The organism is Arthrobacter sp. NPDC058127, from assembly GCF_042884555.1.
Taxonomy (GTDB): Bacteria; Actinomycetota; Actinomycetes; order Actinomycetales; family Micrococcaceae; genus Arthrobacter.
This window is the reverse complement of sequence record NZ_JBHVTT010000029.1, coordinates 21,369-42,104: the sequence shown is the minus strand read 5'-3', so window position 1 is coordinate 42,104 and position 20,736 is coordinate 21,369. Positions and strand designations below refer to the sequence as shown.

Below are 20,736 nucleotides of genomic sequence, written 5' to 3'. Positions count from 1 at the left end.
GCCGAGCTGCCCATATTTGCCGGGACGTATCACCAACCGACTTGGACGTTACACAGCCGAGTACACGGGAAGCATTACAAAACCCGGGCCCGCGATTCCGCGCCTTCATGAACACGCTCTGGAGTGTCTTGCGAACCATCGTCTCCGAGACGCCCGGCCACGCGCGTCCGATCTAGGGGGCCGTTTCCGGCCAGCGCCCTGTTGCAGCCGCATACTATGAGGGGGCACCTGCACTACAGAGGGAACCGGGGAGGACATGAAGAAACCAGCTTCAAGTGGCTTTGGATCCAAGACCTACCGGTGCTTGGCGGTCGTGGTGCTTTTGATCGCATTGATGACTTCCTGTTCTATGGCCCCGACTTCTATGGCCCCGATGTCCGCTCCCGGCTCGTCTTCGGTAGGGCCGGCAAGCGACTCCGCGACTGGAACGGCCGGCACCGACTCCCAGGGTCCCCGGAGAGAAACTGTACCTGTGGACATAGGCGCTTTGCTTGGGATCATATTCGGCGGAGTCGCCGCAGCCGCAGCCGTTGTGGCCGCGTGGCTCATGGTTCGCTACCGGCGCCGCGACCGCCGCGCTCAGGTTCACTCGAAAGCCGAGCTTCTCGTGCGCGAGTGCGAGGGTGCAAGAGTTCTCTGGAACGCGCTCGCTCTGGAGGAACCAAACCTAAGCTACGGATCGGTGCTCGATTTGCGTCGAGTGGTTAGAAAGGCGCGAGGCGAATTGCCTTCAGACGCACCAGGAGTGGCACAGCTCGACGTAATGAAAAGTGCCTTGGAAGCCTTCTGCAACCGTTACGAAAGTCAAAATCAGCATCTCCGCGACTCGATGAGTCTGTCACTCCCAGAGCTGATCAAGGGCCTCCGAAGTGCGTTCAATCCAGCCTTGGAGGAGTTCCGGGAGCTCCATGGCGTGCCAGCAGGTCACCGAGCAACAGAGAACCCGTGGACCGACCCTATCGCCATCCTCAACATACCCCCTCCGGAGAGAGATCGGCCTCGACAAGATCCCGACCACCACTAGTGTCCCCAGTGCCACTGTTCTCTTGGCGGCCGCAGTCGAATCCCTAGGAGAGCTGGACGATGCCGAACGCGCTTACCTGGGGAAATTCACCGTGGAAAGGATCTACAAGATACTCACGACCGCGGAAGCGGCTTACTGGCGCAAGGTCTTCCCTCCCCAGTGGCACTGAAGGTGAAATGTCGGCATGAGCGACTAGACTCTATTCGAACATATTTTCGAATAAAGGTGTGTCATGAGTCTTGCTTTGGACCCTCGCATGATAGACGCGGGGGCGCCTCCGGGGCACGTTCCGGTGGCACCGGTGGCCGTCCCGGCAGGTTACCCCTCTCCGAGCCAGGACTATTTTTCCTCTGAACTCGACCTGAACGAGCACCTGATCAAGGACAAGACCAGCACCTTCATCGTGCGGGTGTCCGGGGATTCCATGGAGCCGGGCGGCATCAGCGACGGCGACGAACTCATCGTGAACAAGGCATTGGAGCCCAAGGACGGGTCGGTGGTGGTGGCGATCCTCGACGGCGAACTGACCATCAAACGGCTGCGGATCACCAGGACCGGTGTGATCCTGCAGGCGGACAACCCCAAATATCCGCCGATCCGGGTCCCCGAACTCTCGGATCTGCGGATCTGGGGCGTTGCGGTCAGGTGCCTGCATTATGTCTAGGCCGGCGGTGATGCGCCGCATGCAGGAAATCGCCCATATCGACGTCAACTGCTTCTACGCCTCGGCTGAGCGGATCTTCGATCCGTCCCTTGAAGGCAAACCTCTTATCGTCCTCTCGAACAACGATGGCTGCGCGGTGACGCGCTCGGATGAGGCCAAGAAGCTCGGGATCGTGCTGGGAGAGCCATGGTTCAAGCTCGCCCCCCGCGCCAAGGAATGGGGCCTCCTGGCGAGGTCCAGCAACTACGAACTCTATGGCAGCATTTCCGCCCGGGTAATGGAGCTGCTGGCCCGGTACTCCGCCTGGCAGGAGGTCTACAGCATTGACGAGTGCTTCCTGGGCGTTAAAGGCTCCGGAGACGATCTGCTGGCGCTGGGGCGAGCCATGAAGGACGCCTGCCGGACGCACGTCGGTGTGCCCGTCTGTGTGGGCATCGCCCCGACGAAAACCCTGGCGAAGCTCAGCAATAAGTGGGCGAAGCACAATCCGGTCTTCGAGGGGGTGTGCCGGTGGGAATCCGTGCCGTCGGCCGACCGTGAAGCGCTGATGTCCCGACTTTCCGTGAGCGAGATCTGGGGTGTGGCCACGAGGCTCACGAAACGCCTGGCGGGGATGGGGATTTACTCGATTCTTGACCTGTCCAGGGCGAATCCGGCGGCGATCCGGGACAAGTTCTCGGTGGTGATGATGCGCACCGTCCTCGAGCTGCAGGGAACCCCCTGCATCCCCATGGAGGAAGAACGGATAGGACGGGACCAGCTGATCTTCTCCCGGTCATTCTCCAAACCGATCACGACGGCGGCCGATATGCGCCAGGTCATGAGCGTGTACGCCCAGCAGGCCAGCGCCCGCCTGGCCAAACACGACCTGCAGGCCAAAGTCCTGACCGCGTTCGCCGGCACCTCCTACTACAGCCCCGGTGACACGTCCTACCCATCAGTCTGCGTCGCGCTGCCGATGCCCACCGCCGACCCGGTAATCCTCACCAAAGCGGCCCGCGCCCTCATCCCCAGAATCAACGACGGCGTGAAATACGTCCGCGCCGGCATCATGGTCACCGACCTGCGCCCCAGCGGGAACCAAAAACCCTTGGAACTGTTCGAGAACGTCCACGAGGAACGCGACATCGGCCCGCTGCTGGAAGAAGTGGCCGGTAAATACGGCCGGGGTTCCATCGGGCTTGGCCATGCCGGCATCAAGGGCGGCCCGGACTGGACCATGAAACGGGACATGCTCTCACCCCGGTACACGACCCATTGGGACGAATTGCCGATCGTCAAGGCTGCTTGACGGCTACGCCGTCGCCAAGTCCACCGGTTCGAGCAACCGCGGATCTTCCCGCGGAGCCGTGCGCACGTTGTTCAGCTCCCGGCTGACCGGGTGGGTGTACAGCCGGGAGGCAATGATGTCCGACCCGGACCGGACATCCCTGAGCAAGGCAGCGCCGTCCTTCGGCGCAAGCGCCTCCGGGTTCAGCCAGCAACCCATCAGCTCCGGATCCAGGAAAAGCGGCATCCTGTTATGGATCTCCCCCGCCGCATCCTTCCCCTGGACCGTGATGACCGTGTATGTCTCATCCGGCGACCACAGGCCAGCCGCGAGAAGCAGCGGCGCGGCCGGGTCATGGATGAAGATCGGCACTTTGTACTTCGGCTTGGTCTCGATCCACTCGAAATACCCGCTCATGGGCACTACAGCCCGCATCCCTGAACGGTAGAGGTTCTTCCAGACCTCAAAGAAGTGGATTGAACTCAACCGGGCGTTCTGCATCGGCTTGCCCAACCGTTCCGGGGCCGGATCGGGAACGCCCCACCGCAGCAACGCGCCCTCGCGCTGCAGCTCCCCGCCGTCCGCCAGCCGCTCCCGCACTACCGGTGCTGAATTGGTGATGGCAAGGCTGTACGCCGGCTCCCAGGCCAACGCGCTGGCCGGGAAATGAACCCCCAGCGTCTTGGCCAGATCCTCACCGCTTTTTCCAATGGCATAGCGTCCACACATGCTCCTTATTCTGCGGCAATCCCGCAGAAACAACGGTGCCTGGAGGCGCCGGGGTAAAAGAGTGTCCCGCCGGAATGGGGGGTACCGGCGGGACTGCACCACTGTACCAGCGCCCCGCAGACATGGGCCGTCACAGGACCGGCCCGGGTCCTGTGACGGCCGCTTCACCGCCCGGACAGCTGCCACAGATCCAGGCCCATGCGTACTGCGCTCAGCAGCAGAGCTGCAGCTGCGATCCACACGCCGGCAATCTGCCACACGCTTGCCCGCGGCCGCCGTCGGTCCTCCATACTTCTCCCTCCCCCTCGCCCAGGGGGATCCATCCTAGACGGCAGGGACGACAGATACCTGGACCTCGTTGCGTCCAAAGGCCCTTGTGCACGCGATACCCACAGCAACATGGAAAGACCGACACGCCTCTGTGGACAGGCCATCCACAGAAAAGGTCCGGCGCGCCGCAGCACCCCGGGCGAGCCACAAGCCAGCTAGCCCCATCCCCAATAGTTCTAACAGACCTTTTGAACCTTTTAGGGCTAATACCACCCTCAGAAGACCGAGTTCCTAGCCTCTCCCCCCACCCATGCACGGCAAAAGCTAAATCCTCCAGGCTTTTCCCGCACACACCTGGACGACAGGAACCACATGACCACCGGCACACAACCACCAGGTCCCCAACTGCTCCACGTCACCACCACTAACCGGTGGCCGTGCACAGCCTCGGAACGCAGCCACTCACCAAACGGCACAGTTCCCCATGGACCAAGACCACCACTGCCGACTCCCCCGCCGTCGTGGCCCGGTTTCTTTCAGCCGGGACAACACACACCCAATGTCGGGGGGGTAAGAAAATGCACGAACGTCACCAAGGCGGAGGCCGGCTCCTCAAACCGCCCAGGGACTCACACTGTGGTTACGGGCGGCGATGACCACAAGTCGCAAGCTCCCGACGGCGACAATCACCACCCCGTCCCGCAAGCTCCACTTGATCCAAACAATGGCAAGTCCCGCGCCAGGCAAGACTTCTCGGCACCAAAACACTGCTACCGGATCCAATCCCATTCAATCCAATAGACCTAATAGGTCTATTGGATTGAATGGCGCTATTAGGTATAATAGGTATATAAGATCCAATAGACCTAGGGGGAACCAGAGTGGGAACGCGAGCAATCCTGATCATCGACAACGAGACCAAAACACCGAATGTCTTCTACGCTCAATATGCAAGCCCCGCCTTCAAGATTCCGGCGCTTACTCGCTGGATCGTGGACGTAGCGCGCGAAGGCAGGAAACTGACCGCCCAGGACTACGCGGCATTTGCCGAGGCTGACGCCGCGGATCATTTCAGGGAGCGGCTGGGGGAGACCTTGACCCTCAAGAAAGCTTGTAGGGAATGGGCCAGCAGCGATATCGAGTACCTGTACTACATCGGCCCTGAAAACGCAGATGGGCTGGCCGGCAACTTCGTCCTGCTCCGCAAGGAGATCGGAGCCAGGTGCTTCGACCATCAGGCGCACATCACCTGGACGCCTGAATCGCAGGCAGGGATGCATGGCGCGGCAGTGCACCACTTGAAGCTCATGAGGGGCTTCGCCCAGGCGGCACCGAGGCCCGGAACGCTTGAGGCCATCGATGAATGCCTCGAATGGCACGCTGCACGCCAGGCCGAAGACGAGAAAAAGAAGGCCGCTTAGACCTGAAGTACCTATTAGACCTATTGACCACAATAGGTCTAATAGGTATTATGGATATATAAGGACCAAGGGGGAGGGTGAAGGCCATGCTTACCATCTACACCAAGCCGAAGGGTTGCTTCGGCTGCAACAAGACCAAGCAACTGTTCACCGAGGCGGATGTGACCTTCCAAGAAGTGGACATCACCACCAACGAAGACGCCTTCCTGTACATCACGGAAGAACTTGGATACTCCCAGGCCCCCGTCGTCGTATTCGACAAGGACGGCACGGAAAACCACTGGTCAGGCCTGAACCCGGGCAGGATTGATCAAGTGATCGCCATCGTGAAGTCCGGCAACTAGCAACGCCCAGACACTCAAACCGAAAGGCAAGAAAATGGCAGGCGAAACAACCATCACAGTCATCGGCAATCTGACCAACGATCCAGAATTGAGGTTCACGCCCTCGGGATCCGCGGTTGCCAACTTCACCATCGCTTCGACGCCGCGGACGTTTGACCGGCAATCCAATGAATGGAAGGACGGCGAAACCCTGTTCCTGCGCGCATCGGTCTGGCGGGAGGCTGCCGAAAACGTGGCCGAGTCCTTGACTAAGGGCACGCGCGTCATCGTCTCAGGCCGGCTCAAGTCCCGGTCCTACGAAACCAAGGAAGGGGAGAAGCGAACCGTGATTGAGCTTGAGGTCGACGAAATCGGCCCGAGCCTTCGTTATGCCAACGCCAAAGTCAACCGCACCCAGCGTGCCGGCCAGGCCGCCGGGGGATATGCCAACCAGGGAGCCCCCGCACAACCCGGACAGTCCTACCCGCAGGACGATCCGTGGGCAACGCAGCCGGCGGGCGATGCCGGCGGCTGGAGCAATGGCTCCGATTCGGAACCCCCGTTCTAATTCTCAAGACTTCGCGGGGCCGGCACGTCGCCGGCCCCGCGCAGAGATAATAGGGATGACATACCCAATACCCCTACTCGCCCTTATAGGTCTAATGGGTACAATGGCGCTAATGGAGTGATTGGAGATAATGTGGCCGCGACGATATACGCGATCATCAACCAGAAAGGTGGGGTCGGGAAGACAACCGAAACCATCAATATGGCGCGGGCTCTGTGCACCGAGGGTAAGCGCGTTCTGGCGATCGACGCCGACCCGCAGGGCAATCTCAGCGGGATCCTTGCTGCCGAAGCGGTGGAGCCGGACCAGTTGACGTTCGCTGATGTGTTGATGGGGGAGGCCATCCACGCGGTAGAGGTGGACGGCATCTGGGAGTGCCTGACAGTGATTCCAGGTAACCCGAACACGACGAAAGCTATTCAGCAGCTGCAAAGCGAGCATGGCCGCGAGTACCGGCTACGGGAAGCGCTGGCGCAGGTAGATGACCGTTTCGATGTCATCCTCATTGACTGCGCCCCGAGCCTGGAGCTTCACACCATCAATGCCTTGGCGGCGGCACACCGGGCCTTGGTGGTGTGTACGCCGGGTAAGTTCTCGCTGGACGGCCTGAGCCAGCTGCAGTTGAGCTTTGACAGCGTCGCCCGTTACTACAACCCCTTGCTGACTGTAGCCGGCGTTATCGTCAACGGAAACCGCAACACGATCACCCACCGCTCGTGGATCAATGACCTTATCGAGGCATCCCCCTGGACGATCCTCACCCCTTATGTTCCCTTCTGGAGCGTCATCCAGGACGCACAGGAGGCCGGATTGGGACTGGACGAGTGGCCGGACGACAAGGCGCGGCAGACGTACGAGATTTACGCCAGGCATCTTGCCGCCCTTGATGAGCTGGAGCTGCGGCCCCACCTGGAAAAGATGTTCCCAAAGCACGACTACAGCACCTTGGAGGCCTGACATGGCACAGCGACCCGAACGCAAGAAGAGCACGCTTGGCGCTGCGCACCCCATCGAGCACCAGAACTCCCAGCCGCCGGCGGTGGAGTCAACGGTCATTGAGGAAAGCCATGTCCTCCAGACCGGCCGCGCCGGCAATGAACAGGCCGAACGCCTCATACGAAGTGGCCAGGCCGGCAGCAAGCCCAAGCCGAAGGGATCGTTCTATTCCGACGAAGCAGAACTCGAACGCATCCGCGCATCCTGGTACCACACTCCCACGACGTCGGGGGAGCGGGAAGCTTCCTTCTCCGACTTTCTGCGGGAAGCAGCGCTCGACAGGATGATGAGGCGCGAAAAGACCTACAACGACGGCAAACCGTTCCCGAACGTTCCTTCCGGCAAAATCGCACGCGGACGCCGCTGAAGAAAAGGATCCCAGGATGAGCACCAACGAAGAGCGTGACAACGAGGAGACCCCCGAAGTCATCCGTGCAGCGGATGACGCCTACGAGGCAATCCGTACGATTAACCACCTGACGATCACTCAGGTTCATGCTGCCCCTACCGTCTACAGCGTGCTGGGCAACCTCAAGGGAGTAGGGCACTTGCTGCCCCAGGCATGCACCCAGCTGGCCAGGTCTCTTGGCCGCTCCCTGGACGAGTATGACGTGTACGAGGACGACAACCGCGACCCCGTCGCCTCCGTGGCCGCCGCCACTGACCATCTGACCAGGGCGGCGCAGCTGGCAGCCGAGCTGGGTGCCGAACTGGAGAAGGCGCAGACCGCAATTTCTAGGCAGGGCTACCGCGAAATTCCCCACTCGTGAGTCTCGTGGGTGGGAAAACAATGTCGTGCCCCTCTGCCTATACTCCGGAGATGACTAATCCGGATGGAACCAAACCACGGGTGGCCCTGCTTGTCACGGACCTGGACAACACGTTGTGGGACTGGTTTCATGCCTGGCATGCATCATTTGGCGCTCTTTTGGACGGTCTGGCGGCCGCCTCTGGCATTGAGCGTTCCCTGCTGGAAGAAGAAGCTCAGGTCATTCATCGGCGAAGGGGAACCACGGAGTACTCATGGCTTGTAGACGAGCTTCCTTGCCTGCAGAAACTTGCCGGCGACGTCTCTCCGAGGGCGGCCTTCGATGATGCGCTCCACCAGCAGAACAGTGCACGGCTCAAGGAAACCTTCTTGTATCCGGGTGTCATTGAAACTTTGACGTTTCTCCGCAGGGCAGGGGTGCCTGTCGTCGGGTATACAGAGTCGCCCAGGTTTTGGACAGAGTGGCGGTTGAGGACGCTCAAGCTCGACGGGCTACTGGAGGCCGTCTGGTCTCCGCGTGACCATGACAGCCCAAAGGGGCTTGACCCCGTAAGCCTTCGCCGGTACTCGGCCGAAAACTACGGACTGGCCGAGACTAAGCACGAGAACGTGGCGGACGGAGCGATAAAACCGAACCCCGAAGTGCTGCAGGAAATCCTGGCCCCCTACGGCGTGCCCTATTCCGAAGTGGCCTACATCGGCGACAGTCTCCACAAGGACATTGCCATGGCTCAGGATGTAGGAGTCATTGATGCCCATGCTAAGTACGGCGTGAGCCATGAAAAGCCCGCATACGAGCAGCTGCGGCGTGTTTCTCACTGGACAGAGGCTGATATCGAGCGTGAGAAGCTGTCCCCGCCAAAAGTAACACCCGTTCCCTCGTACTCCTTAGCGAAAGGCTTCCATGAACTTCTTGAAATCTTCGACTTCCATTAGGTCGGAGTTGCCAGATAACAGCCTAGTTGACGCTCACGTTGACGCTTGGAAGAAGACGATCGAGGTTCAGCAGCATTTCAACGACCTCAGCTGGAGAATTAGAGCCCTTTGGCTGACTGCCTTAACGTTCGCGCTTGGTGCGACTTTCGTTGCTTTTAAGGACGGCAAAAGCATCGAGCTTCTAGGGCTGGGACATAAGTCACCCGCACTGTTGGTCCCCGTCCTGGGGCTGTTGCTATGGCTAGCTTTCTGGTTTGTTGATCGGCAGTGGTACCACCGACTGCTGGTCGGAGCCGTGCAAGAAGGAATGAGCCTCGAAAAGAAACTTCGAGATCTAGGCGTGGATGTATCGCTAACAAAAACAATCGGCGATGCCAGCCCCTGGAACACGTGGCTTGGCCAACTGCATTCCGCCCACAAGCTGAACTTCTTCTACGTGCTCGGCGGTTTGCCTCTAGTTCTTAGTTTTTTCGTTCTTTTGTTCCAGCCGGGCGCATAAGCCCGTCCTACGATCCAACTGACAGGGGCCGGCGGCGCTGATAACATTAGTTATATCGAAGGAGGTTCGGATATGACGATCACCAGCTCCGAGAGCGCCATTGCCAATGCCCGCCGCGCCCGTGCGCGCCGCGAGCTGGGCGGCCTGGACTACATCAGGAACGTCCGCGCTGCCGTGGAAAGTGCCGACCAGCGCGTTGTCGCCCGCGCCCTGGGCGTCAGCCAGCCGGCCATTAGCCGGCTGCTCTCACAGGCCGAGGCCAGGGGAGTGAAGCCCGTTCCCGAGGGTTTCAGTGGTGCCAGCCCCTACGAGATCGCAGAGCGCTACGCGGCCGGAGACATCGACCGCGACGCCATGATCCGCGAGCTGTCAGCCTGGCCATATGCGAAGAACGAGGGCGCGGCCGCAGCGGCGGCCGAGTGGGAGTCCACGCCGTACTTCGACACTCCGGGATCGTTCGCGGAAGTCGGCCGGGCCTTTGATGAAGGACTCATCGATGGCGACGCCTACGACCAGATTCTGGACGCGTCCGACGAGGCCTCCGAAGTCTGATGACTACGCTGTAAAGCGTGACTACCGAAGACCAGGCAGCAGCGCACCGGGCCACCTTGGAGCGCCTGGGCGCAGACGGAGGACCGCTGACCGCCCAGAGCAAGACAGCGACCGCCCAGAATCCTGAGTGGTTTAACGTCCGCCGAGGCGAGCCGCGCCAGGACCGCCGCCGGCTGCACAATGAGATCCTGGCACGCTTCATAGAGTCACGCCCCGGGGTTCGCCGCGACAAGAAGGCGATTGTCCTTGCCGGCCCTCCAGGCGCCGGTAAGTCCACTGCGCAGGCCGCCCTTATCCAGGCAACCCGGTCGCAGCCCGAGCACTGGCTGCCGATCAACGCGGACGACTTCAAGGACGAGCTGCTGCAACAGGCCCGCCAGGATGGAAGCTACGACAGTTACCTGGTGCCAGACGAGGTGCGTGCCCTCGAAGCAGCGGGGGAGAAGTTCTACCCGCGCGAGTTGGCGGCCCTGGTGCACACGGAGTCATCCATCCTCGCCAAGAAGGCACGTACCGAGGCGCTGGAGTCAGGGATGAATGTCATCATCGACGGCACCCTGGGTAACGAGAAGCAGGCCAGGATTCTGCTGGACCGTCTCCAGGCGGCCGGCTATGACGTCCTGGTTGCCGACGTCGAGACGACGCAGGAAGTCAGCGAGGCGCGCACTATGGGCCGCTGGGAGCGCGGCTACCTCGACGCCGAAAACGGAACGGCCGCCGGCCTCGACGCTGAGCTGGGAGGGCGCTGGGTTCCGCAGTCTTTCCCGGCATCACTGTTCAACGAACCGAGCGACACGAAATCCGTCTGCGCCGCCAACGCAGCGGCAATTGCCGCGGACTACGGTTGCGTCATTGAGTACCAGGTGTACCGCGTCGCAGACAAAGACTCTGCGCCGAAGCTGGAGACGACGCAGGGCCGCGCCAAGACCGGCGGACACCTCGTAGACTCCGACACCCTGGCGGCTGTTCGTGCCGCCTCGACAACACGAGCTGCACGCCACGGCCGCCGGCCTCAGAGCGGCAAAGACTTCGGAAGGTAACAACGTGGAAAGCACATTCTCCGAACGTATCGAAGCCGAGATCCGCCGGGGGGAGATCGACTCACCGGCAGCAGAAGAAGTCGCCCAGCTCGAAGGCTGGTTCAGGGACGGTGTACCGACACCCGGCGCTACGGCCCGTCGTCTCAAGGACAACAGTTGAGCCTGAAGACAACAGACGCCAATCTACAGCGCCACGTCGAACGTCTGATCGATGCCTGGTTTGATCAGCGTGGCCTCAAAGCCAAGAAGGACGACGGTGACGACGTCAACGCATTCCTCCACTGCGTTGGCTTCGCCAATGCCGCCGCCGAGTGCATGCGCACCTACCTGAACACCAACCCCAGCGACCGTATAGCGCGAGGTATCCTGGCTCGCTCGATCTTCGAGCTGGGTGTCACCTGCGTATGGCTGTCACTCACTGGTGCAGATGGGTTCGAAGCCCTGCGCTGGGACCAGCAGCGAGAGAAGAAGAACCTGGCTGCCGAGATGGAGGGGTTCGACTCCAACGAGGAGTTAAACCGGACGGTTGCAGCGGTCATTGCCCAGGAACAGCATCCGAAAAACGATAGGGCGGGGCAGGCAAAACGCTTTGATCTTATGGTCAAGTCGCTGGACTCTGGCGAGACACCGCTGTATGTCATCTACAAGATGTACAGCGAGTACAGTCACGCCTCCTTGGGAGTCTCCAACAGCTACATCGACGAAGGCGACGACGGCAAAGTTGGCGTCTACTTCCCGGCGCGACACCAAGCTCTGAACGACCACCTGGGGACAGTCGTCGCACCCTTCGTGTGGGCCATAAACGCTGTCAATAAGATGCTCATTGACGAACCGTTCAGCGCTAGTTTGGACACCATGAAGATGCTTCTGGAAACAGGCATCGACTTCACCCTAAAAGACAAAGAAGCATCCTAGCTTTACGTACTACGGATTTATCGATAGTTGACTCTCTATTAGGGAAGTGGCCCCGGAAGGGGCCTTTTGTGTCCCGAGTTCACAGTTTCCCCCATCCCGGTAAAGGCCGAAATGTCTGCGCGGGGTGCGCGGTCAGGGGTGGGCCGGAGCCCATCACGAAGTGACGCGCAGCGCCCTTGACGGCGCACCAGGAGCAGCGACAATCAGAGGCCGGGATGGGGGAGAGTTCAGGAGGCTGTGCACATCCAAGGTGGCCATACCCGCCCGTAAGCCGATCCTTTAGCAGGCACCTAATATTCGTGGCAAGGAAGAAGTCTGGGCACAATTACTTCATGTACACACGTGCGGTATTCGCGAGCGGAGGAGACCGATGAACCAGGAACGTCCGAATGAGGCCATCGCGAAGCAGATCGTTGAGCGGGTGATGGGGATTCAGCTCGAGCACGCGGACACCCACGGCGGAGTCGATTACATCTCCACGGATGGCACCGTCGCTCTCGAAGTTACGGCTGTCACCGACGGCGAGAAGCAGGGCGCTCGTGCCGCGCTTTCAAGGTCCAAGGCGAAAGGCTCTCCGACGAGATTGCAGGGATGCTGGCTCGTATTCGCTTCGGACACCCAAGAGCGGATGAAGACCTTCGTGCAGCGAGTGCAGCCGGCGATCGCGGAACTGGAGTTTGCGGGCGAGACGTTCTTCGACGATCAGCCCGCAGGCGTGCACGTTTTCGAGGGGGGTGAACTCTCTCATATCTACCGACCGTTACTCGAAGCCGGCGTCGAGAGAGCAACTCACGTCCCACATCCGGGCGGCCCAGAGGATCCGGAACACGTTCACCGTCTTTTGGTCAGCACTGGAAGTGGCGGCTCGGTGAGCGGCAGCGACGAGTCACTTGACCGGCTGATGGAGGAACTCAATGAGAAGACCGACAATGCGACGAAGCTGCGCGCATCCGCCGCCGAGCAGCGCCACTTGTTCGTGTGGCTAAACGACGACACCTGGTACAACATCGCCCGCCCACTCAGCAGTGAGGCACCTCCTTTTGGGGCGAACGAGGGATGGGGTCTCCCTACGACCAAGCCGCAGCTGGATTCCGCCATTACACATTTGTGGGTCGTTCACGCTCGGTCCCTCCTGGGCTGGCTGTGGGACGGCGAAAGGTGGCGGGAACTGCGAGACCTCTAGGGCCGCACGAACGTAGATCGGTGCGTCCCTTGCGGTCACCGGCAGTCGACGAGTTTCCAGCTCTGACCGCGACCAGCGGTTGGCACTCGGCCCTTCAGGTTTGCGTTCGGGGACCGATGCGGTGCGTGCTCACTTCGGGGCGCTGAGGCCAGCTTGGTGGCGGTAGAGCGTCGCACGGCTCCAGCCGACGAGGGCGGCTGCGTCGGCCGCGGTGCGTCCGCGTTTGCGGGCATCGGCGACGATGACGAGCTTTTCCGCTATGACCTCCGGATTGACCGGAGGGCGACCGAAGCGGGTGCCGGAGTCCCGGGCTGCGGCGATTCCGGCGTTGACGCGCTCTACGATCAGCTCACGCTCGTACTCCGCCAAGGTGGCAAGCATGTTCAGCATCATCCGTCCGGTCGAGGTTGCGGGGTCGATTCCGTCCGATATGGATCGGATGTGCACGCCGCGTTCGCTCAGCAGATTGACTGTGTTCAGGACGTCGATCAGGGACCGGCCGAGCCGGTCGACCCGCCAGACAACTACGGTGTCGCCGGGTTCGGCGTATTCGAGCAGTTTCTTCATTCCGGGGCGCTCGATCGCCGTTCTGCTTCCGGAGGTGACATCGGCGAACACATCGCGCTTCTGGACGCCTGCGGCGAGGAGTGCATCGAGTTGAAGTTGGGGGTCTTGGCTGGCGGTGCTGATTCTGGTGTACCCGAGCTGTCTCACGAGACCATCCTGTCTCGGAAACACCTAAAACGGGCCGTGAGACACGATGGACGATGAGACGACTTTATGGGACATTCATCCCGTCGACGGCTTCCGCGCGACTCCGGGAAAATTCCGGGACGGTGATCACTCGGGCCGGCAGGGCGTGCGGTGTCTTGTAAAGCTGTAGGTTTTCGAGTCGCCCTCTTGCTTGCGGGGACTCGCTCATCTCTGGGAGCGGCGAAGTGTCTTGACATATGCACACTACGTTCTGCATAGTGTGCATAGAGAGAAATGGAGGGGCAAATGGCCCGGCTGAACATATACCTGCAGGATGACTTGGCGGCTTCGGTCAAGAGCACCGGAATTGAGGCTTCTGCAATTTGCCAAAAGGCACTTCGAGAGGCCGTCCAAGCCAGAGAGCAGGGGGTGGGCGGGCAGATCGAGGCCCTGACTGCCGCACTGCGGCTTCAACGCACAACTCCGCAAGGTCGCCGGGCGATCGGTGCGGCCGACGGTGCTCGATGGGCGAAGGAAACTGCGACCGTAAGGGAGCTCCGCGACATCAATGAGCTGATCGTCGAGCCGATCGGAGAGGAAGACGACGAGGATCGAGAATTCATGCTGGGGAGGGCCGACGCCGTATCTGAGGGCAGCCAAAACTACCTCAAAATCGGTCAGCGCTCGGACTTCGAAACCCTGGGCCCGTGGCTGCGGAAACACGGTTCCGGCGCTCTCTCCTCCTTGGAACCAGATGACCTTGACATCGACGCCGACGAGTACCTAGCGGGATTCATAGACGCAGCACAGAACACGTGGCGCGAGCTGAAGCCATTGATAGAAGAGGACGAAGCCGTCCTCCGCAGGCGCATCGAACTTCTCCACGACGTGGAGCGAACCATGGTCGTGCGCGACAGCACCACCTCAACCGCCTCCGCCGATGGCCGGCCCGAGGCTGAACCCGACGCTCCTGGGGACGCATCGGACTGACCGAAAATGCAACGAAGGGCCCGCGGCAACGGGCCCTTCGCGCCAGGATCCGCACGTACGCGCGGTCCCACCACTCCCAAGCGTACGGGACGGACCTGGCTCTCACCCACCCACCGGCGCACAAACGCCGACCACAGAGAGAGCCGAATGATGTTCGACCAGACCGAGAAACCCGCCCCCAGCTGGCACCTGACCCACCATGCGCGCAAGCGAGCCGCCGAACGGGGCATCCCCAACGCCGAGCTGCTCAGAGCCCTGAACCAGCCCGACGTGACCTACGAACAGAGCGACTACGGACCCAACCGCCAGATGCGCCAACTCGGCCGCATCGGCGTTGTTGTCGACCGATCGACCGGCGCCGTCATCACAGCCGTGTTCCGGAACCGGGACCATTGGATCGCCCAGCCGGTGCGGTGCCACGCATGATCACGCCAACCGTCCCAGCCGCGTCGGAGCTTTCCCAGGAATGGGTGACCAAGACCGAGCTGATGACCTACGTCCGTTGCCCCTACACGTACTCGCTCCTGCATCGCGGCGAGCTCGACCCGGCCGACCTCTTCGACGACTTCATCCTTGACCTCATTGCTCAGGGCCAGGAGTTCCATGACCGCGTCGACGCAATGGCCCCTACCGTCGAGCTCACCTCGGCCGAACAGTTCGACGAACTGCTCGACCAGGGCACCGTCATCTTGCACCCGCCACTCCTCTTCAACGAAGAACTTAAGATCTACGGCCAGCCCGATGGCATTGACCCGCAGAACGGCGAGTTCTGGCCCATCGAATACAAATCGCACAAAGATGTCCTGCCGTCCGACGAACTCGAACTCGCCTTCTACTGGCTTCTCCTCACGCCCCGCCGCACCACTGGAAGCGACAACCCCAAGGGCATCATCATCCTGCGCCGCAACAACGAACCATGGCCTGTCGAGCTTGCCATCTCATCGCACCGCATCGCACAGGTGACGAACTACCTCGCCGAGGTCCGCCAAGCCCGGAGTGCGCCGGTGGAGCCCCGTTTGTGCAAATGCCATGTCTGTACCAACGTGCGCCGTGACGAGGTCAGACGAAGCACGATCGCCCGAAGGCACGTCAGCCTTCTGCACGGCGTCGGCTTCGAATTCGAACGCGCCCTCTCAGGGCTTAAAGTGCGTGACTATCTCGGATTGCTGGAATGGGACCCTGACAAGCTCGCCGCCGCGATCCGCCACCATGGCGGGCCGCGATGCTCCGCCTCGATGATCCGACGTTGGCAAGAGCACGCTCGCGCCTTCCAAGAAGGCACAGCGCGGGTCTTCGGAGACCCGCCGCCTATTGGGGACGCGTTCATCGCCGTCGACCTCGAATACCTCACGCCCCCATGGGGTGAACGGATCTGGCTGGCAGGGGCTGCAGTGGTCACGGAGTCCGGGCCCGCACAATTCCACCAGTTCTGGGCCGACGACACCGACGAGAACGAACGAGCGCTCCTCGATGATCTCCGAGGTCTCCTTGGCGAACACCTACAGCTGCCGATCGTGACGTGGGCGGGTCGCGGTGCCGACCTGCCCGCGATGGGCAAGGCAGCCCGGAGACTCAAGGAGACAGATCCCTTTCACGGCCGGGAGCACATTGATCTGTACGTTTGGGCCCAGCGCAGTTTCCGCTTACCTGCACCAAGCCTCGGACTCAAAGAAATCGCTGAGTACTTTGCCGTTCCGCACAATTCTGACATTGCCGATGGGATGCAAGCTCAGATGCTCTACCTCCAAGCCGCCGGCCAACCAGCAGAATCCGATCCCGGTGTGAAGCAACGGCTTCTGGCCTACAACCGGGACGACCTGGACGCCACCTTGGCCGTGGCTCGGGAGATCAAAGCACTAACCCTCGGCGTAGGAGAACCTCAGGGGTATCAACCAGTCCGAGCCACCGCAATTAAGCTATGAGTCTTGCAAGTGAGCGAACTGCGTTTGTGAACTGCTCGAAGCTCAACCGAATGTGACCATTTTGGAGGCCACCGGTGCTGCGGACGATCTCGTTTGCTTTGAGCTCAAGCAATTCATCCGGAACGAAGCGTGGTTTGGTCCGACTCACCCATGGCCAGCGATCCGCTTCATGACCTCGCTCTTCGACGTAATCCTTGGGCAGCTCTTCCGGCTTTGAGGTCACTTCTACGACGGCGTAGCAATCCCTGGTCTGGGCACAGATCAGGACCAGGTCCCCGGGCTTAATGCTTGGCCGCCCCTTGCCTTTTCCTTTTTGGGGGCTGCCGAAGAACCACTCGCTGCGCCACTGGTCCAACGCGGGGGCACCGTATTCGGATTTCAGCCAAAGGGTACGCCCACTATCACGGGCATCCAACAAAAGTTGCTCCACAAGCGCCAGCCCGGAAACACTGTCCATACCATCTGAGGAAGGTCTTGCTGCCCGGGTCAGCTGCTTTGCCTGTGCGTGAAGCTCATTGAGTTCTTCCGCAGTGATTTCGCGACTCGACCAACTCTGCATGGCAACCTTGACGGATACGACCTGGGCTGCCCTCAATTCAACACCCAGCTCCATGTTTGGCGCCGCTGAACTACCCAGTCCGGCGCCAGTCAGGTTTGCCGACCCGAGGAATCCCCGCCCGCCGACAACGAACGTCTTGGCATGCAATCTGTCTACATGACGAACGTTGACACCGCTATGTTTGAGTTCCGCCAAGCCATCGGTCCGCAAAAACCCGTTTGCCACGGCGCTGGGATCAAGGCACGTAAAGAGCTGCCACTTGTAGTCTGATCGGCAAGCTACCTGCGCCAACCGCCGGCAGACGTCGTAGGACAGGTACGGACTAGCCAGTAGTACGTCTCCATCGACGCGCTCGATGGCTTCATATAACCAATCAGCCGCTTTAGTGTGGACTGCACCTTCATTCATCACGATGACGACCATACTCTGACACATCTCCAACGACGCACCACCTGATGGGCATCAACCGCGAAGCGCCACTCAGTCCTGCGGAAGAAGCGCAGAGCTGCGACCCACATTCAAAGGCGACAATCATTGGCTGGCCTGCCTTGTGGACCCAGGTCCTTTTTGTACCCCAAGCCCGGTGTTGCCCCGCATCCCGATAATGGCCGAAACGTTTGCGTTGGTGCGCGGTGAAGGGTGGACCGGAAGGCCCATCAGGGAGTGGCGCGCAGCGCCCTTGATGGTGCGCCAGGAGCAGCGATAATCAGTAGCCGGGATGGGGGAGTTTGGAGGCTGTGCACATCCGCTGGTTTGTGTTGGGTGAGGTTCTCGTGTGTGGTGACCTGGCGGTTGTGTGCAGGCGGTCAGTTGGTTCCTGTCGTCCATCTTGTGTGCAGGAAAAGCCCGAAGGAAATTGCTTTTGCTGTGCACATGTGGTCGAGAGGCTAGCTGTGGTGCTGCGGCTGTTCGTTCTGTTCCGAGGCCTCCGGCGTCGGCGTGCTGCGACGTGTCGCGCGCTTGCGAACGCGCAGTTTCTTTTCCGGCTCGTTGAGGCCAGCCGAGCGCAGTTCGTCGACGGTCCAGCCCGCGGTGAGTGCTGCCTGGTAGCGGCGCGCGTCTTCGTCTTCGGCCGCGCCCAGGGCGTCGCGTGCGTCGGCCACTTTTTGCCTCGACCTGACGAGTTCGCGGACGGAGTCCATGCGGTTGCTGAGCCGCTGCTGCAACTCGTGTTCGATCTTCTCTGCATCAATGTGGTTAGCCATGGCGCCCAGTCTAGTGGAACGGAATTTCAGCACGCCAGAGCTAACGGAAGGACGCAGTATGGCGAAGGCGCACCCTCACCTTCTTCGAAAGTGAGTTCTTTCATGCGGAGTCCTCCGGCGGAGCAAGCTATACACTTATGTGCCATAAGTGGGCTTGATCCTCGACTTCGCGCCGAGGATGCGTCACACTTGACGTGTGATCCCGGAGAACCCGGGGCGCTGCGCTGGGCATGGAAAGGCGGTACTGCATGGCTGAGGAACAGAGTTCCAGCCGTCGCTTGAACCGTCGTCGCCGTGCGAACATCGACGGTGAAACCCAATACGTGCGTGTGTCCATGTCGGAGCAGGAACGAACCCGCCTTTACGTACTGGAAGAACAGACCGGGCGCAGCCCCTCAGAGATCCTGGTCAGTGCCGCCCTGTATGCGCAGTCCTCCGATTCACTCGCGGAGCGTCGCGCCCTGGCTACTGACTTCATGGCCGCACGCCGCTACCTGGCTGCACTGTCCAACAACGTGAACCAGCTTGCGAAACACGCCAACGCCACCGATGAGTTTCCCAAAGAAGCTCGCGTGGCCCTAGGCCGCGTGCGTGAAATTGCGGACCGGATGAATGGCATCATCGACGGGTTGGCAGGCTGATGATTCCGAACGTCACCAAGGGCGACCGCATGGCCGGATTGCTGGTGTACCTGGCAGGCCCAGGGCGTGCCAATGAACACACTGACCCGCACCTGGTGGCCGGTTCCGCGCCGATCATGGCGTGGCACAATGACGACCAGCTGAACCGTGACGCCGCACTGTCCATCGCGCATCAACTCGATCAGGCCAAGAACGTTCTCGGGGTGGACGTAAAGGGCGGCCACGTATGGCATTGCTCCCTCAGCCTGCGCGCGGAGGAAGGCGACCTCACCGATGAGAAGTGGGCCGAGATCTCCAATGAGTTCATGGACCAAATGGGGTTCACTGAGGCCAGCGGAAAGGCCCCCGTAACATGGGTGGCGATCCGCCACGGATACAGCAAAGCCGGCAATGACCACATCCACATTGCGGCTTCTATGGTGCGCGAGGACGGCACCAAATGGAGCAGCCACCTGGACTACAAGCGTGCCCAAGACGCGGCCCGGGCGCTTGAGAAGAAGCACGGCTTGGAAGAACTGTCCCCCTTCTACGCAATGCGTGGACTGCGACCTGGTGAGCGCGAAGCGGCCGAGCGCCGAGGCATGGACGAACCGGAACGCCGTTCACTGGCCCGCAAGGTCCGCGCGTGCGCCACGGCGGCCCAGGACGAAGCGGAGTTTGTGCGCCGCTTCCGTCGCACGGGTGCCATGATCAAACCGCGTTACGCAGCCGGCCGTGACGATGTTGTGGTGGGCTACTCTGTTGCCGAACGGCCGCCCAAGGGAGGCCGGCCAGTGTGGTTCGGCGGCGGGCACCTGGCCAAGGACTTGACCCTGCCTCGACTACGCGGAGCGTGGGACGATAGTCCCGAGCTGGCAGGCGCGGCCGTCGAAGAGTGGAGCGCGGCCGCACGTGGCCGGCGTCCGATCAACGTCGGCCGGGAGGCGCACGAACCAGATCCGCAGATGTGGGAGCAGTACAGCAACGAGGTTGCCCGGCTGCGCGAGACCTTGCGCGCCGTCCCGATGGACGACCACGCGACCTGGGCGCACGTCGCCCGGGAGACATCAGGAGCATTCGCTGCCTGGTCAACTGCCACCGAATCAACACCGGGACCGTTGGCAGCGGCGGCCGACCAGCTGTCCAAAACGGCACAGCTTCGCCGCTACCCGGCCCGGCCGGTCCGCAGCATCGGGCCGTCCGCCCGGGGCGCGTCCCTAGTCCTCATGGCGGCCACCATGGGAGGCACCGGAACGGCAGCCCAAGCGATCATGCTGCGCCAGCTACTGAACCTTGCCAAGGCCGTCCATGACATGCACAAGGCGTCCAACGACCTGCGCAGGGCGCGCCAGATCAGTGACCTGGTGAAGCACCAGCTGAGCCAGGTTGCCGCCACCCTGCCGAGCGCTCCCCTATCAGTCCCTGCTGTAGACAACGAAGCGGCCGAAGCCGTGCGCACGAGTAAAGTCGGCCAGGCTCCGGGACGCTCCGCCAGTTCGGTGCTGCCGCCGAAGTATGAGCAGGCACGCACCCACGCAACCACCCGAGGCGGAACCAACCGCCCGGACATTGAGAGATAACACCAGGA

At 61.3% G+C, this 20,736-nt stretch carries 27 protein-coding genes; 21 read left to right on the top strand and 6 right to left on the bottom strand.

All coding sequences use genetic code 11. The features are described 5' to 3' along the window. Positions 1 to 294: 294 nt before the first annotated feature. A complete protein-coding gene (locus ACFVTG_RS23970; protein WP_390283357.1) occupies positions 295 to 480 on the bottom strand; it encodes a hypothetical protein in 186 nt (61 codons plus the stop codon). Between the two features lie 566 nt (positions 481 to 1,046). Here ACFVTG_RS23970 and ACFVTG_RS23965 point away from each other — a divergent pair. The 3 genes from ACFVTG_RS23965 to ACFVTG_RS23955 all read left to right on the top strand — a co-directional run bounded on the left by ACFVTG_RS23965 (position 1,047) and on the right by ACFVTG_RS23955 (position 2,979). Next, positions 1,047 to 1,193, top strand: coding sequence for a hypothetical protein (locus ACFVTG_RS23965; RefSeq protein ID WP_390283354.1), 147 nt, complete (start codon positions 1,047 to 1,049; stop codon positions 1,191 to 1,193). A 63-nt stretch (positions 1,194 to 1,256) separates the two neighbouring features. Continuing rightward, positions 1,257 to 1,688 carry a LexA family protein gene (locus ACFVTG_RS23960; RefSeq protein WP_390283351.1) on the top strand — a complete coding sequence of 144 codons (432 nt, stop codon included), beginning with the start codon at positions 1,257 to 1,259 and terminating at the stop codon, positions 1,686 to 1,688. Continuing rightward, positions 1,681 to 2,979, top strand: a complete 1,299-nt coding sequence (locus ACFVTG_RS23955; protein WP_390283348.1) for a Y-family DNA polymerase — start codon at positions 1,681 to 1,683, stop codon at positions 2,977 to 2,979. The genes ACFVTG_RS23960 and ACFVTG_RS23955 overlap by 8 nt, the downstream gene beginning before the upstream one ends. A 3-nt stretch (positions 2,980 to 2,982) precedes the next feature. Here the strand turns inward: ACFVTG_RS23955 and ACFVTG_RS23950 are convergent, their stop codons facing one another. Together ACFVTG_RS23950 and ACFVTG_RS23945 are read right to left on the bottom strand one after the other, a co-directional pair. Continuing rightward, entirely contained in the window at positions 2,983 to 3,687 is a 705-nt protein-coding gene (locus tag ACFVTG_RS23950; protein ID WP_390283346.1) for an SOS response-associated peptidase family protein, read from the bottom strand. 164 nt (positions 3,688 to 3,851) lie between these two features. Further along, a complete protein-coding gene (locus ACFVTG_RS23945) occupies positions 3,852 to 3,977 on the bottom strand; it encodes a hypothetical protein (protein WP_390283344.1) in 126 nt (41 codons plus the stop codon). A gap of 861 nt (positions 3,978 to 4,838) precedes the next feature. On the opposite strand from ACFVTG_RS23945, the gene ACFVTG_RS23940 reads away from it, so the two are divergent. The 13 genes from ACFVTG_RS23940 (at position 4,839) to ACFVTG_RS23880 (ending at position 13,159) form a co-directional block, all read left to right on the top strand. After that, positions 4,839 to 5,378, top strand: coding sequence for a hypothetical protein (locus tag ACFVTG_RS23940; RefSeq protein WP_390283342.1), 540 nt, complete (start codon positions 4,839 to 4,841; stop codon positions 5,376 to 5,378). 86 nt (positions 5,379 to 5,464) lie between these two features. Next, positions 5,465 to 5,722, top strand: coding sequence for a glutaredoxin family protein (locus tag ACFVTG_RS23935; protein ID WP_390283340.1), 258 nt, complete (start codon positions 5,465 to 5,467; stop codon positions 5,720 to 5,722). Between the two features lie 34 nt (positions 5,723 to 5,756). Further along, positions 5,757 to 6,269, top strand: coding sequence for a single-stranded DNA-binding protein (locus tag ACFVTG_RS23930; protein ID WP_390283338.1), 513 nt, complete (start codon positions 5,757 to 5,759; stop codon positions 6,267 to 6,269). A 132-nt stretch (positions 6,270 to 6,401) separates the two neighbouring features. Then, on the top strand, positions 6,402 to 7,226 hold the full coding sequence (locus tag ACFVTG_RS23925; protein WP_390283336.1) for a ParA family protein: 825 nt from the start codon (positions 6,402 to 6,404) through the stop codon (positions 7,224 to 7,226). Position 7,227: 1 nt separating this feature from the next. After that, positions 7,228 to 7,632, top strand: coding sequence for a hypothetical protein (locus ACFVTG_RS23920; RefSeq protein ID WP_390283334.1), 405 nt, complete (start codon positions 7,228 to 7,230; stop codon positions 7,630 to 7,632). Between the two features lie 16 nt (positions 7,633 to 7,648). Beyond that, positions 7,649 to 8,035 carry a hypothetical protein gene (locus ACFVTG_RS23915; protein ID WP_390283332.1) on the top strand — a complete coding sequence of 129 codons (387 nt, stop codon included), beginning with the start codon at positions 7,649 to 7,651 and terminating at the stop codon, positions 8,033 to 8,035. Positions 8,036 to 8,085: 50 nt separating this feature from the next. Next, the gene (locus tag ACFVTG_RS23910; protein ID WP_390283330.1) at positions 8,086 to 8,970 is read left to right on the top strand and encodes an HAD family hydrolase; all 885 of its coding nucleotides are present in this window, start codon (positions 8,086 to 8,088) and stop codon (positions 8,968 to 8,970) included. Beyond that, on the top strand, positions 8,939 to 9,469 hold the full coding sequence (locus ACFVTG_RS23905) for a hypothetical protein (RefSeq protein ID WP_390283328.1): 531 nt from the start codon (positions 8,939 to 8,941) through the stop codon (positions 9,467 to 9,469). Before ACFVTG_RS23910 ends, ACFVTG_RS23905 begins: the two co-directional genes overlap by 32 nt. 72 nt (positions 9,470 to 9,541) lie before the next feature. Continuing rightward, positions 9,542 to 10,021, top strand: a complete 480-nt coding sequence (locus tag ACFVTG_RS23900) for a LysR family transcriptional regulator (protein WP_390283326.1) — start codon at positions 9,542 to 9,544, stop codon at positions 10,019 to 10,021. 17 nt (positions 10,022 to 10,038) lie between these two features. Then, positions 10,039 to 11,061, top strand: coding sequence for a zeta toxin family protein (locus ACFVTG_RS23895; protein ID WP_390283324.1), 1,023 nt, complete (start codon positions 10,039 to 10,041; stop codon positions 11,059 to 11,061). A 4-nt stretch (positions 11,062 to 11,065) separates the two neighbouring features. Beyond that, positions 11,066 to 11,221: a hypothetical protein gene (locus tag ACFVTG_RS23890; RefSeq protein WP_390283322.1), complete on the top strand. Its 156-nt coding sequence runs from the start codon at positions 11,066 to 11,068 to the stop codon at positions 11,219 to 11,221. Then, positions 11,218 to 11,976: a DUF5677 domain-containing protein gene (locus ACFVTG_RS23885; RefSeq protein WP_390283320.1), complete on the top strand. Its 759-nt coding sequence runs from the start codon at positions 11,218 to 11,220 to the stop codon at positions 11,974 to 11,976. The genes ACFVTG_RS23890 and ACFVTG_RS23885 overlap by 4 nt, the downstream gene beginning before the upstream one ends. Before the next feature lie 370 nt (positions 11,977 to 12,346). Then, positions 12,347 to 13,159, top strand: a complete 813-nt coding sequence (locus ACFVTG_RS23880) for a hypothetical protein (RefSeq protein ID WP_390283318.1) — start codon at positions 12,347 to 12,349, stop codon at positions 13,157 to 13,159. A 129-nt stretch (positions 13,160 to 13,288) separates the two neighbouring features. On the opposite strand, the gene ACFVTG_RS23875 is transcribed toward ACFVTG_RS23880, so the two are convergent. Then, the gene (locus ACFVTG_RS23875; protein ID WP_390283316.1) at positions 13,289 to 13,873 is read right to left on the bottom strand and encodes a recombinase family protein; all 585 of its coding nucleotides are present in this window, start codon (positions 13,871 to 13,873) and stop codon (positions 13,289 to 13,291) included. Positions 13,874 to 14,158: 285 nt separating this feature from the next. Between ACFVTG_RS23875 and ACFVTG_RS23870 the strand changes: the two genes are divergently transcribed. The 3 genes from ACFVTG_RS23870 (at position 14,159) to ACFVTG_RS23860 (ending at position 16,764) form a co-directional block, all read left to right on the top strand. Further along, positions 14,159 to 14,842 carry a hypothetical protein gene (locus ACFVTG_RS23870; RefSeq protein WP_390283314.1) on the top strand — a complete coding sequence of 228 codons (684 nt, stop codon included), beginning with the start codon at positions 14,159 to 14,161 and terminating at the stop codon, positions 14,840 to 14,842. Positions 14,843 to 14,989: 147 nt separating this feature from the next. Next, positions 14,990 to 15,268, top strand: coding sequence for a DUF4258 domain-containing protein (locus ACFVTG_RS23865; protein WP_390283312.1), 279 nt, complete (start codon positions 14,990 to 14,992; stop codon positions 15,266 to 15,268). Next, positions 15,265 to 16,764, top strand: coding sequence for a TM0106 family RecB-like putative nuclease (locus ACFVTG_RS23860; RefSeq protein ID WP_390283310.1), 1,500 nt, complete (start codon positions 15,265 to 15,267; stop codon positions 16,762 to 16,764). The genes ACFVTG_RS23865 and ACFVTG_RS23860 overlap by 4 nt, the downstream gene beginning before the upstream one ends. Here ACFVTG_RS23860 and ACFVTG_RS23855 read toward each other — a convergent pair. After that, entirely contained in the window at positions 16,754 to 17,746 is a 993-nt protein-coding gene (locus ACFVTG_RS23855) for a hypothetical protein (RefSeq protein ID WP_390283308.1), read from the bottom strand. The genes ACFVTG_RS23860 and ACFVTG_RS23855 overlap by 11 nt on opposite strands. Positions 17,747 to 18,210: 464 nt before the next feature. Next, on the bottom strand, positions 18,211 to 18,528 hold the full coding sequence (locus ACFVTG_RS23850) for a hypothetical protein (protein ID WP_390283306.1): 318 nt from the start codon (positions 18,526 to 18,528) through the stop codon (positions 18,211 to 18,213). Between the two features lie 248 nt (positions 18,529 to 18,776). On the opposite strand from ACFVTG_RS23850, the gene mobC reads away from it, so the two are divergent. Together mobC and ACFVTG_RS23840 are read left to right on the top strand one after the other, a co-directional pair. After that, positions 18,777 to 19,169 carry a plasmid mobilization relaxosome protein MobC gene (mobC, locus tag ACFVTG_RS23845; protein WP_390283304.1) on the top strand — a complete coding sequence of 131 codons (393 nt, stop codon included), beginning with the start codon at positions 18,777 to 18,779 and terminating at the stop codon, positions 19,167 to 19,169. Continuing rightward, positions 19,169 to 20,728, top strand: a complete 1,560-nt coding sequence (locus tag ACFVTG_RS23840) for a relaxase/mobilization nuclease domain-containing protein (RefSeq protein WP_390283302.1) — start codon at positions 19,169 to 19,171, stop codon at positions 20,726 to 20,728. Before mobC ends, ACFVTG_RS23840 begins: the two co-directional genes overlap by 1 nt. Positions 20,729 to 20,736: the final 8 nt, after the last annotated feature.

Bases quoted from the DNA above. Each gene is read 5' to 3' on its own strand.
- ACFVTG_RS23960 (WP_390283351.1), top strand. From the start codon at position 1,257: ATGAGTCTTGCTTTGGACCCTCGCATGATAGACGCGGGGGCGCCTCCG.
- ACFVTG_RS23945 (WP_390283344.1), bottom strand. From the start codon at position 3,977: ATGGAGGACCGACGGCGGCCGCGGGCAAGCGTGTGGCAGATTGCCGGC.
- ACFVTG_RS23915 (WP_390283332.1), top strand. From the start codon at position 7,649: ATGAGCACCAACGAAGAGCGTGACAACGAGGAGACCCCCGAAGTCATC.
- ACFVTG_RS23870 (WP_390283314.1), top strand. From the start codon at position 14,159: ATGGCCCGGCTGAACATATACCTGCAGGATGACTTGGCGGCTTCGGTC.
- ACFVTG_RS23900 (WP_390283326.1), top strand. From the start codon at position 9,542: ATGACGATCACCAGCTCCGAGAGCGCCATTGCCAATGCCCGCCGCGCC.
- ACFVTG_RS23950 (WP_390283346.1), bottom strand. From the start codon at position 3,687: ATGTGTGGACGCTATGCCATTGGAAAAAGCGGTGAGGATCTGGCCAAG.
- ACFVTG_RS23955 (WP_390283348.1), top strand. From the start codon at position 1,681: ATGTCTAGGCCGGCGGTGATGCGCCGCATGCAGGAAATCGCCCATATC.
- ACFVTG_RS23935 (WP_390283340.1), top strand. From the start codon at position 5,465: ATGCTTACCATCTACACCAAGCCGAAGGGTTGCTTCGGCTGCAACAAG.
- ACFVTG_RS23865 (WP_390283312.1), top strand. From the start codon at position 14,990: ATGATGTTCGACCAGACCGAGAAACCCGCCCCCAGCTGGCACCTGACC.
- ACFVTG_RS23860 (WP_390283310.1), top strand. From the start codon at position 15,265: ATGATCACGCCAACCGTCCCAGCCGCGTCGGAGCTTTCCCAGGAATGG.
- ACFVTG_RS23930 (WP_390283338.1), top strand. From the start codon at position 5,757: ATGGCAGGCGAAACAACCATCACAGTCATCGGCAATCTGACCAACGAT.
- ACFVTG_RS23970 (WP_390283357.1), bottom strand. From the start codon at position 480: ATGTCCACAGGTACAGTTTCTCTCCGGGGACCCTGGGAGTCGGTGCCG.
- ACFVTG_RS23840 (WP_390283302.1), top strand. From the start codon at position 19,169: ATGATTCCGAACGTCACCAAGGGCGACCGCATGGCCGGATTGCTGGTG.
- ACFVTG_RS23910 (WP_390283330.1), top strand. From the start codon at position 8,086: ATGACTAATCCGGATGGAACCAAACCACGGGTGGCCCTGCTTGTCACG.
- ACFVTG_RS23905 (WP_390283328.1), top strand. From the start codon at position 8,939: ATGAACTTCTTGAAATCTTCGACTTCCATTAGGTCGGAGTTGCCAGAT.
- ACFVTG_RS23850 (WP_390283306.1), bottom strand. From the start codon at position 18,528: ATGGCTAACCACATTGATGCAGAGAAGATCGAACACGAGTTGCAGCAG.
- mobC (WP_390283304.1), top strand. From the start codon at position 18,777: ATGGCTGAGGAACAGAGTTCCAGCCGTCGCTTGAACCGTCGTCGCCGT.
- ACFVTG_RS23920 (WP_390283334.1), top strand. From the start codon at position 7,228: ATGGCACAGCGACCCGAACGCAAGAAGAGCACGCTTGGCGCTGCGCAC.
- ACFVTG_RS23880 (WP_390283318.1), top strand. From the start codon at position 12,347: ATGAACCAGGAACGTCCGAATGAGGCCATCGCGAAGCAGATCGTTGAG.
- ACFVTG_RS23855 (WP_390283308.1), bottom strand. From the start codon at position 17,746: ATGGTCGTCATCGTGATGAATGAAGGTGCAGTCCACACTAAAGCGGCT.